Here is an 11,608-nt window from a genome sequence, read left to right as displayed (position 1 = left end):
CTTAACCCCTCCCCACTGATTGTTTTTTTTCAAGCCAACGAAAGCCCAGTGTAATCGGATAGGCAATGATAAAATAAATGATCAACAAATAAATAAAAATTTGTGTTGTTTCCATTGTTGCTGATCGAAGAGCTAACGCTTGAAACGTTAAATCTGCCAATGTGACTAACGATATGAGTGACGTGCCTTTCAGCAACTCAATAGTCAGGTTACTAAATGTCGGCAGCATGATCAAAAAGGCCTGCGGTAAAATAACTGATCGCATACGTCTATAAGGTGACATATTTAAGGCTATGGAGGCTTCAGTCTGCCCTTTAGGAACTGCTCTAATTGATGTTCGGACAACTACAGCCCCGTACGCCCCATAGTTCAGACCAAGCCCAAGAACACCCACAAGCATCGCCGGAAGCCTGATTCCAAGAATAGGAAGACTGAAATACAGCCAGAAAAGCTGCACGAGTAAAGAGGTTCCTCGAAATACTTCGATAAAAAGAGTTGCGCTCCATCGAGGAATCCTCCATTTGCTCAGGCTCATGAAACCAATAATAAAAGATAAAACCAGCGCTAAAAGGACGGAGTAAATCAAGACTTGCAAGGTGACACCTAATCCTTTTAACAACCCGTTAAAAATCGCCATGTTTGCATCCATTTTGTTCACTCCTTACCTTTTTTAGTTGAAAAAACGTTTTTGTCTGGTTCCAAATGGCGGGCAGTTCGTCTCAGAAAATAGAAAGAAAGAGAGAATTTCTCTCTCCAAAACGATCTGAATGTCTGTTCTGTTTCTCAATCGATGAGCAACCATTATTTTATGAGTTCTTCTACGGTTGCATCTCCGGGCAGTTCATCTTCGGTAAAACCATATTTCTTTAAGATTTCAAGCAGCTCGCCATTCTTTTTCATCTTTTCCAGTTCTTCATTAAAAGCCTTGCGGAAATCATCATCCGACTTTCTGAATACCGTCGCACCATAGCTTCGAATGCTTTTGCCGTCGATGGTCGGCTGTACAAAATCTTCAACCTTTTCCACATTTTTTGCTTTAGAAGTGTCGAGCACCGATTTCAAAGAAGGACCTGTCATCGTAATGACATCGACACGTCCGGCTTGAAGCGCGGAGAGTGCACTTGGATTATCCGAATAGACCTTGATCTGTTTTTTACTTACACCGGATTCTTCAAGATATTTGCTTTCTGCCGCACCGCCCATGACACCAATCGTCACATTCTTGTTCTTTTTAATGTCATCGTAGCTTTTGATATTTTTAGGATTACCTTTCTTAACCGCGATTGCTTCGCCAATGCTGTAATCCGGATTCGCAAAATCTACTTCTTTCGCACGTTCCGGTGTAATGTACATTCCTGCGGTAATCATGTCAAAACGATTGGCTTTCAAGCCTGGAATCAAGGAACCGAATTGTGTGAGCACGCCATCCATTTCTTTGATGCCTAATCTTTTCAAAATCACTCGTGCCACTTCCACTGCTTCTCCTTCCAGTTTCCCGTCTGTAGTCGCGTAAGCGTAAGGTTTTTCATTGGCAAATCCGACTGTGATATGACCGGATTTCTTCGCTTTTTCAAAAGTTGTCATCTTTGAACCGGAATTTGATGATTCGCTTCCCGAATTTCCGCACCCGACAAGACCAAATACCAACAGAGCAATCATTACTGTCATTACCCACTTTTTCATTCAATTCACTCCTACTTTAGTGTAATAATATATTTAAAATTCAATATATTCTAGTTATAAAAAGAGCAGTTTCCCGCCGCCTCCTATTATTCTCTTGGATCTTAAGAGAAGATCTTTATCATTATTCTTTCTTATTCATTGTTCTTGTTTACTTGGAATCCGTTCAGGATGACTGCATAGATTCAGCAGTGCCCCCGTCAGCACCGTGACACCGGTCAATAGACTGCGCTCATCGAGATCAAAGATTGGCGCATGCAGATCCCTCTTGATGCCGTCATCCTTCGCGCAGCCGAGGAAAAACATTGCTGACGGAACCTTTTTCGCCATATGGGCAAAGTCTTCACCGCCAAGCCCGAATGTGTCTGATAAAATTCGCAGATCTGATCGCTGGTTCTCAATGACCGATCGAAGTACATCTGCGAGCTGCGGATGATTGTAGACAGATGGTTCGCCATGATTGACTTGCAATGAATAGGTACCCCCGAGCGGCTTAACGATTGACAAAACATTCTCGAACTGCTGAACAAGACGCTGACGAACATCAGGTGAATAGCTTCTGAAGGTGCCTCCAAGTGTCACTTCAGAAGGAATCACATTATTCGTTTGCACCTCACCTGCATGCACATGGCAAACACTGACAACAGCCGGTTCGAGTGGAGATATTTCTCTGGCAACAATCCCCTGCATTGTCTGTAACACGGATCCCAGCATCCAGATTGGATCTTTTCCAAGATGCGGATAGGCTCCATGCCCGCCCGCTCCCTGAATTTTCACTGTGAATTCATCAACATTTGCCGTACAATATCCGTCTGGTACCAATACATCCCCTAACGGGTACTGAGGCATCATATGCAAAGCAAACAGAGCATCAAGATCATCAAGTACTCCGGTCTCTATGAGGTATTGCGCGCCTGTTTTTCCCGTTTCATCGGTCGTTTCCTCGGCAGGTTGGAAGAGAAAACGAACCGTTCCCTTTAAATTTCCAAGTTTCCAAGCCTCGCCAATCAGGTGAGCAACGCTCAGAGCAATCGACATATGCGCATCATGACCGCACGCATGCATGACGCCAACATTCTGTGAACGATAGGTACAATCATTTTGTTCATGAATCGGCAGGGCGTCGATATCCGAGCGTATGCCGACAACGGGTCCTTTTCCACCGCTAATCGTTCCAATCACCGCGTTCTTCAGTCCAATTCCTTTTTGAACATCCATGCCTTCAATTTTTGACAGCTCATCTGCAACAAAATCAGCTGTTGCGTCTTCATGAAAACTCAGTTCGGGATACTCATGCAATGTTCGCCGGTAGTAAACTGTTTTTGGAAATAATACCTGTGCCCGATTATATACCCAGGAATCTATCACGCCGTTCACTCCTGTAAGGTTAATAATTGCGATTGATTAAGCTTCTCAAAAGCTTGTTCCAAGTCAGCGACCAGATCTTCCGTATCCTCAATACCCACAGAAATACGAATCAGCCCGTCGGGAATACCCATCGCTTTTCGTTCCTTGGCAGTACACTCAACATGGCTGGTTGTACGCGCGGGGCCGTAAGTGGTTTCAACCGCGCCAAGGTTTGCTGCGCGATTGGCATACTTCAATGCAGGAAGCAGAATTTTTACCGAATCCATGCCCCCCTTGAGTGAAAAACTGAGCATCGCTCCAAAGCCGTCCATCTGTTTTTCAGCAATATCATAATTCGTGTGAGATTCAAGGCCCGGATAAAAGACATCATCAACCCACTCCTGCTTTTGCAAAAGTTTGGCAATAGCCATTGCACTCTTCGCTTGCTGCAGCACGCGAAGCTTTAAGGTTTTCATCCCGCGCAAGAGTAGATAAGCAGCCCAAGGATCAAGCGATGCACCGTTAATTTCCCGGTAATGATAGATCTGTTCTACAAGCTCACGCGATCCGCAAACGACACCGCCTAATGCGTCGGCATGTCCGCCGAGAAACTTGGTCGCACTATGAAGAACAAGGTCGGCCCCTAACGAGAGCGGATGCTGATTAATCGGTGTCGCAAATGTATTATCCACAACAACCAACGCGCCGGCCGCATGTCCGGCTTTTGCCATCCGTTCAATATCGGTGATTTTAACTGTCGGATTTGTCGGAGTCTCCAGATATAAAATCTTGCATCCTTTAGCGACCTCTTCCTCAATCGCTTCGTGATCACCTGTTGTGCACAGAGCAACTTCCACGCCTATTTTCGGAAGAAATTCCGTAAAAAGTTTATTGGTTCCGCCGTAAGTATCTTTAATCGAAACAATACGATCTCCGGGGGTCAAGAAGGTGTACAGCGTATTGCTGATTGCCGCCATTCCGGTAGAAAAACTCGTTGCGTCATCTGCACCTTCAAGTGTCTTGACTTTATCTTCAAACGCTTGAACAGTAGGATTGGTATTACGTCCATAAATATGACCTGGCTTCTTGCCGATAGCGACGTCATACCACTCGTCCATGTCGTCGTAGTTATAAGCCACACTGACAATGACGGGAACTTGTGTTGCATGATGTACGAGCACTTCTTTTTCACCGGACCAAACGGCTTGAGTACCTGCTTTTGGTTTTTGACTCACAAAGAATCTCTCCTTCTCTTAGTTGGTTTGATTACCTTTTGATTCTGCCTTTAATTGCTGCAGGGCGTAGCGAGCAATCGCTGTATCCTGCACGCCCGTGCCTGTTAAATCGCAGAGCGTGATTTGATCGTCATTTTCTCTTCCAGGGACGTTACCTGACGTCAAAGCGCCGAGTTCAATGATTCGCGAATCCTCCAGGCTCAGAACCCCGTGCTCCAATGCATGATGCAGTTCACCGCATTGTTTGCATTGCTTGATGACGTCACAGACAATCAAATCGGCATGGTGAAAAATTTTCTCATCAATCTCTTGCTTGGTCCCTGTATCCGCACCCATTGCGGTGATGTGCAGTCCCTTATGCAACCATTCAGTTTTAATAATCGGTGCTTTTGCCGGTGTCGTTGTGACAACAATTTCAGACTGCTTCACAAGTTGTTCCGGCGTCGGGACGCTCTCCACCGCAACGCCTAAATTCGCGCTCATTTCCGCAATATACGTGTCTACGGCTTCCTTTCTGCGACCATAAACGAGTAGCTTTTTGTACGGTCGAACCAGATACAAAGCCTCCATCTGCAGACGTGCCTGCAAGCCTGTGCCGATCACACCAGCGGTATCAATATGCGGCTTTGCTAAATAGTCGGCCGCAATCGCGCCGGCCGCGGCGGTCCGGACATCGGTAAGGTATCCATTGTCCATCAGTATCGCTTCCGGCAATCCGGTCACGGAGCTCATCAAGAGCATCATCCCGCTTAAGCTCGGCAGACCAAGCGCTTTATTATTAAAGAATCCGGATGATATTTTAATCGCAAATGTATCTAATCCTTTAATGTAGGCCGACTTGATATCGACCTCTCCACTGTTCTCAGGAATATCGATACTCATGATCGGAGGCATGGCCGCATTTCCTTGATCCAGTTGCGTAAATCCATCCTCCACCTTCTGAATCACGGTTCGGTTGAGGGCAACGCAGCTTCGAATAGCTTCTTCATGATAGAGGTGCACAACAGACCTCCTCCTTTTTACTTCAGAAATAGTTTGCGAGGAAAATCAGCAAGCGGTTCGCAACCATCTTCCGTAATACGAATGGCTTCGGTACATTCAAAGCCGATATCATCCATCCAAATTCCCGGCATCAAATGGAACGTCATATTGGGTTTAAGCACCGTTTGATCACCCGGTCTGAAGCTTGCGGTATGTTCGCCCCAATCCGGCGGATAGTTCACGCCGATCGAGTAACCGGCACGTGATTCCTTCTCAAATCCGTATTTATGAATCACTTTCCGCCAAACCTGTTCTACCGCTTCGCCGGTCATACCCGGTTTTATTGCCTCAATCGTCGTATTGATTCCCTCAATACAGGCTTTAGACAGATCGTTCATTTTCTGATCCGGCTCGCCAATATAAACAGTACGCGCCAGCGGCGAATGATAGTGTTTATAGGCACCGGCAATTTCAATCATTACAGGAATGTTGTTTGTGTACCTTTCATCCGACCAATTCAAGTGAGAAGTGGATGTGTGCTCACCGGCAGGAAGGATTGGCGCGATCGCAGTATAATCGCCCCCGAATTCCTCTGTTCCGGCAATTTGCTGATGAACAATCGCTGCAGCAACATCACATTCGCGCACGCCTTCCTGGATATGATCAATCGCTTGCTGCATTGATCTTTCAACAATTCTCGCTGCTCGCCGCATGTAAGCAATCTCTTGATCCGACTTAATGATCCGAACGAAGTTTACAAGTGTTGTTGCGTCCTTAAAGGTCGCTTCCGGCAATCCTTCATTTAATTTCACGTAACAGGCAGCGGTAAAATAATAAGCATCCATTTCAAGTCCGATCGTTCGTTTCGTCTGCCCGATTTCCGCTAATATATTACAAACAAAATCCATTGGATGTTTTTCAGCAGACTGAATATGATCTTCCGGATATGGAATGATATGATTGTCATCAAGCCAAGTGGTGAAACGTGCTCCATTCCCATCCTGCATACGGCCGATCCAAAAAGGCTGTTCCTCATCAATAACAACAATAATCATTTGGTGAACGTAGAACGACCAGCCGTCATAACCGGATAAATAGTTCATATTGGCGGGATTGGTCACCAAAAGAACCTCAATACCTTTTTCCTGCATGCTGGCTTTTGTCTTCTTAAGACGCTCTTTGTATTCTGCTAATTCGAACGATAACATTATTCTTCTTCCTTTCGGCGTTATATTTAATGACATATCGTGTTCTGATTAATGACTTAATTTTATCGAAAACAACGATTGACAGCTATCGTCAAAATTGTAAGAACATTTCGATATAGGTTTTGTCACTTTACATAATGGATTCAGCGCCCAACTCCTTATAAAATGTAAAGGTTAATTGGTCGATCCGCAAAAAATAAGCCACACATGTTAGAAAAAATCACACAAACATTTCCAATTGGTTTAAATTTATTGATTCTATTTACTTGCTTCATGTACATTAAGAATAGAGGGGAATAAAAATGAAAGCAGAAATGCAAGATTCCGCAAATACAAAAATCACAGTGCAGGATGTATGGAAAGCGAGAAAAGCTATAGCGCCGATTGTTCAAAAAACACCTTTACTCTATTCACCGTCTCTCTCCTCAGCCACGCAGGCAAATATCTATTTAAAATGCGAGCACCTCCACGTGAGCGGTGCCTTTAAATTACGTGGTGCGGTCAATGCCCTCGCGCATCTGTCATCGGGGCAGAAAGCGCATGGGGTCACCACCTTTTCAACAGGAAATCATGGAATTGCCGTAGCGACAGCCGCAAAAAAAATGGGGATACAGGCAACCATCTGTGTATCGAAGCATGTACCGGAAGCTAAGTCGCAATTGATTCAATCTTTAGGTGCCGAATTGAAAATTGCTGGTGAATCGCAGGACGATGCGGAGGCCTACTGCTATAAATTGGAACGTGAACAGGGTCTGGCGGTCATTCCCCCTTTTGACCATCCGGATATTATTGCCGGGCAGGGAACCATGGCACTTGAAATTCTGGAGGAGCTTCCGGATGTTGATTGTGTACTAGCTGGATTGTCAGGAGGAGGATTGCTCTCCGGTATCAGCCTCGTGATGAAACAGACGAATCCGCACATACGTGCCATCGGCCTGTCCATGGAAAAAGGTGCTGCAATGTACCAAAGTCTCTGTGCAGGTAAACCGGTCATCACCGAAGAATACCCCACACTGGCTGACAGTCTTCTTGGCGGGATCGGAAATAATAATCAGATGACCTTCCCTCTGATCCAAAAATATCTCGATGATGCCTTGCTTATTCCAGAGGTGACGATCGCCAAAGGAATGGCTCATCTCTATGCCCATCATCATATGGTGGTCGAGGGTGCTGGCGCGATTTCAACCGGAGCGCTTTTAGATCATCAGGTTTCCGTTACCCCTTCATCCAATATTGTACTGGTCATCAGCGGATGCAATGTTGATTTGCAAGAACATGCCTCAGCCGTTCGGCCCTATCTTAACGAGAAATAAACTGTGCTTCGCTCTGAACAAATGACAGGAGGTACTCGATCTTGTTTTACTCTGTACATCAAATTCTCGCTAACCCAATCATGCAAAAAGCAGAGATCCTTTCCGGCAAGGATCTGACTGCACGTCCCATCGAATCGGTATCGGTCATTGAACTGCCCGTCGAGAAATTTGTTCGTAAAAATGAATTTGTACTGACGACGGGTATCGGTTTTGGTGACGATCCGAAAATCTTCGACGCATTTGTTCAAGAAATTTACGCATCACAAGCCTCTGCTCTTGCAATCGCGACCGGACGCCATGTCAAGACCATTCCGAAACGGATCGTTGCTTTCGCTAAGGAAAATAATTTTCCTCTTATTCATATGCCCTGGGAGATTCGCTTTTCCGATGTCATCAAAACGGTTATCAGCGGGATTCACCATCAGGAAGATGTACTGTTAGAAGAATATAAGCAGCTTCAACGAACGATCATTGCTTTATATTTAGATGGCAAATCACTGAATGACGCACTTGCATTAATGGAAAAGCATTCAAAATCTCACATTTACATCCTACAAAGAAAGAGCGAGGACATTCTTTCATCGAATCCGAATGCTCACTCGCAGCATCTTCATTTAAATCAACTAATCACGGATAAACCCTCTGTGATAACGACCCAGTGGGGTACACGCGCGCAAGTATATCCGTTTCATATTCTCAATCAGAAGCAAGCTGCACTGGTGATTGATTCCAATCCTTCGCTTGCACAGACCATTCCTCGGTCTGCGCTGGAACAAGTAACCATTGTTTTACAGTTGTGGTTTAAGAAAAATCAACTGCTTGTTGAAGAAAGAAACAGAGAAAAAACAGAACTGATTCACGCAATCATTCATCAAGACTGGAATAGCTGGGATCATTTACTTGCGCGAACCCGGGTTCAAGATCTGAATGTTTCAGGAAACTATCAATGTATTGTCGGACTCCCGGAACAGTGGACCAGCAAGAAAAACAGTACCGATGAGAAGAACGACCTTTTACAATTGGCCACCAGATGCGCCAGGCAAATCGAACCATCCAATCTATGCGCCTTTTACTCAAACTATCTCGTCATTTTCATTCAAGTTACGGATGAACACCTTGACATCTATCACACACTCATTGACCTGATCGAAGAAAAATTAAACGCATATTATTTTCCTGCTTTTTCATGGGGCATCAGTGATCGACCGTCAGAGATCAGATCGCTTTCTAAAAGCTACAAAAACGCTCGTATTGCTCTTGAAACGGGTAGAAGTCAGAACGGTTCCGGAAGTCGCAGCACCTTTGCTGATACTTCCGAGTTTCGTATGCTTTCCCAGCTTTCCAAGGATGAAGTCACGAGAGAAGCCGTACGAAAGATCATTGGACCGCTGGTCAGCTACAACAAAGAGCGCGGGTTGGATCTTTTCCTGACGTTGACCGCTTATATGAAGCACAACGGAAACGTCAGTCAGACTGCGCGCGCCTTATCACTGCAGCGCCAATCGTTAATCTATCGCCTTCAAAAGATTGAAACATTGACGGGAAAGTCGCTTTCCAAATCAGATGATCTCTTTCTTCTTCAACTCTGCATCAAGCTGTGGGCCATTAATGCCCAATAATTACATCCACAGTTAAAAAAGAATCGGCGAGGAAGGCCGCAGCTTCCCTCGTCGATTCTTTTTAATGATTATCTTCATCGATCAATCAGTTACTTACTTCATCTTTACTGCGCTCATGGACTTTGCTCAGTGCCTGATCCAGATCATGAATTAAATCATCTGCATCTTCAATACCGACCGACAAGCGCACCTGACCGTCAAAAATGCTGACACGATGACGTTCTTCCTGCGTCATGTCAAAATGGCTCATTGATGGCGAATGCTGAATCAGTGAATCAACATTTCCGAGACTGGTTGCCAGGCTGAATACTCGAGTCGCATTCATAACTTTTCGCACAGCTGCAATACCACCTTTAATGTCGACACTCATCATGCCACCGTAACCTCTCATTTGTTTCTTTGCCGTTTCGTGGCTCGGGTGAGAAGGGAGCCCAGGATAGTAGACATGGTCGACCATTGGATGGTTTTCCAGAAATAATGCCACCTTCATCGCATTTTCGCAATGCCGTTCCATACGTATTCCCAACGTCTTCATTCCTTGCATAATTTGCCATGCCGCAAACGGATCAAGTACTGCGCCAAAGCATTGCAAATAAGGCATTCTCGCCTTATCGATCAACTTTTTGCTGCCTGCAATCACGCCCGCGGTAACCGTCCCATGCCCACAAAGGTATTTGGTTGCACTATGAACGACCAAATCGGCCCCAAGATCAAGAGGATTCTGAAGGTACGGGGAGGCAAACGTACTGTCCACAATCAACTTCACACCTTCCTGCCGATGGGCAACTTCAGCAATCGCTTCAATATCACTGATCTTCAGCGTAGGATTTGCCGGAGTTTCAACATAGATCAACGACGTATTCGGCTTCATGGCTGCCTTTACTGCCGCAGGATCTGGGGTATCCACAATCGAATACGTGACATGAAATTCCGGAAGAACTTTCGTAAACAGCGCAAAGGTGCAGCCATAGATGACATCACCGAAGATGATATGTTCTCCGCCCTTGATCACAGACATCACCGCCGTAGAAATAGCCCCAAGGCCCGATGCCAAACCAAGTGCTGCCTCCGCGTGCTCCAAATAAGCAATCTTCCGCTCCAGTTCATTGACCGTCGGATTACCAAATCGGCTGTAGACAAATCCTTGATCAATATTCTGATTTAACCGGACCGCCTCATCAAAATTTGGAAGGACAAACGTCGACGTCTGGTATAAAGGACTAACATGCGATCCGTATACAGGATCTCGCTCTTGTTCTGCATGAAGAACATCGGTATTGATTTTCAAATGAATACACCCCTTATCCTAGTAAAAGCTTCTTTCACTTTGTTATTTCATCCATATCAAGTCAGCGTTTATTGATTACACTCATCGTATACGATTTATCTTTTCATTTTCACCTACAATATGTATGAAAATTAAAAAAATCATGCTAACAATTTGTATGGTAGGACAAAAGTGGATCAGATATTGAAACTTCAAACTACGGGTTACTGATGCTGAGCTCATTAATGATTATTTAGAGTGCGTCCTATTCCCAACCAATTAAGAGATTGTATCAATGGAATTCTTGAGATAACGTTTTCGCATCAGCCAGCATCACATGGCAACAAGCTCAGTTACAGGCATGTGAATCTGAACAGATAGTCTCCATATACTGGAATCATAACATGTAGACAGGTTCGGAAGGGATCAAATGTTCAGCAGATATGCACGAATCTGTTCATACGAAGCAGAAAAAGGTCTTCCTTCTTCATAGTGGCAGGTCATGAACGAACGGTCGATCATGAATAGCCTCCTCGTGTATCCTGAAGCCCCACAATGACGTTCTCCCTGTAGGCTCTACGCCACCTTTTAGCTGATGACTTCACACGATGCATTTCCAAAACATTAGGATCAAAGCCATGTTCTTTAAAAATCTGTCTCGGGAATTTTCCTTTCTCATTTTCAGCTATAAAAATACGTTTAAATTCATCAAGTGTAGGTAATTTCTTTAGCGCTAATCGCTTTAAACGTAGGAATTCCGAAAGAAACGTTTTATTTCTTTGTCTGTAAGTGCTTATGGATCATCGAATCCTCATCATCCCGTATTTCTTAATATAAAAGCGTCTACTCTATAGGGTGCAGTTAGAATAATTTAAGTTTTATTATTTTCCAACTCGATGTCTGTGGAGGTTCTCCAATGCCCAGCTACCAGCAGAGATGCTTCTTAGAGTTTCGCCTC

9 protein-coding genes are annotated in these 11,608 nt (G+C 44.7%); 2 read left to right on the top strand and 7 right to left on the bottom strand.

What is annotated here, in order from left to right:
- Window position 1: 1 nt before the first annotated feature.
- The 6 genes from ehuC to NIE88_RS00425 form a co-directional block, all read right to left on the bottom strand.
- Window positions 2-649, bottom strand: a complete 648-nt coding sequence (ehuC, locus tag NIE88_RS00450; protein WP_253057737.1) for an ectoine/hydroxyectoine ABC transporter permease subunit EhuC — start codon at window positions 647-649, stop codon at window positions 2-4.
- 152 nt (window positions 650-801) lie between these two features.
- Complete coding sequence (gene ehuB / locus NIE88_RS00445) at window positions 802-1,683, bottom strand: ectoine/hydroxyectoine ABC transporter substrate-binding protein EhuB (RefSeq protein ID WP_253057736.1); 882 nt, start codon at window positions 1,681-1,683, stop codon at window positions 802-804.
- A 135-nt stretch (window positions 1,684-1,818) separates the two neighbouring features.
- Window positions 1,819-3,048: a M20 metallopeptidase family protein gene (locus tag NIE88_RS00440; RefSeq protein ID WP_253057735.1), complete on the bottom strand. Its 1,230-nt coding sequence runs from the start codon at window positions 3,046-3,048 to the stop codon at window positions 1,819-1,821.
- A 5-nt stretch (window positions 3,049-3,053) separates the two neighbouring features.
- Window positions 3,054-4,262: a cystathionine gamma-synthase family protein gene (locus tag NIE88_RS00435; RefSeq protein ID WP_253057734.1), complete on the bottom strand. Its 1,209-nt coding sequence runs from the start codon at window positions 4,260-4,262 to the stop codon at window positions 3,054-3,056.
- Between the two features lie 18 nt (window positions 4,263-4,280).
- Window positions 4,281-5,264 (bottom strand): cyclodeaminase, encoded by a 984-nt coding sequence (locus NIE88_RS00430; RefSeq protein WP_253057733.1) that lies wholly within the window; start codon window positions 5,262-5,264, stop codon window positions 4,281-4,283.
- A 17-nt stretch (window positions 5,265-5,281) separates the two neighbouring features.
- Window positions 5,282-6,451, bottom strand: coding sequence for a M24 family metallopeptidase (locus NIE88_RS00425; protein WP_253057732.1), 1,170 nt, complete (start codon window positions 6,449-6,451; stop codon window positions 5,282-5,284).
- A 302-nt stretch (window positions 6,452-6,753) separates the two neighbouring features.
- Here NIE88_RS00425 and eutB point away from each other — a divergent pair, with 302 nt between their 5' ends.
- Both eutB and NIE88_RS00415 read left to right on the top strand, forming a co-directional pair.
- A complete protein-coding gene (eutB, locus tag NIE88_RS00420; protein WP_253057731.1) occupies window positions 6,754-7,764 on the top strand; it encodes a hydroxyectoine utilization dehydratase EutB in 1,011 nt (336 codons plus the stop codon).
- Window positions 7,765-7,805: 41 nt separating this feature from the next.
- Window positions 7,806-9,383 (top strand): PucR family transcriptional regulator, encoded by a 1,578-nt coding sequence (locus NIE88_RS00415; protein WP_253057730.1) that lies wholly within the window; start codon window positions 7,806-7,808, stop codon window positions 9,381-9,383.
- Window positions 9,384-9,468: 85 nt separating this feature from the next.
- On the opposite strand, the gene NIE88_RS00410 is transcribed toward NIE88_RS00415, so the two are convergent.
- Entirely contained in the window at window positions 9,469-10,671 is a 1,203-nt protein-coding gene (locus NIE88_RS00410; RefSeq protein ID WP_253057729.1) for a trans-sulfuration enzyme family protein, read from the bottom strand.
- Window positions 10,672-11,608: the final 937 nt, after the last annotated feature.

The organism is Sporolactobacillus shoreicorticis (genome assembly GCF_024125445.1).
Taxonomy (GTDB): domain Bacteria; phylum Bacillota; class Bacilli; order Bacillales; family Sporolactobacillaceae; genus Sporolactobacillus; species Sporolactobacillus shoreicorticis.
Note: the sequence above shows the minus strand (reverse complement) of the source record. Positions and strands in the feature narration are given on the sequence as shown.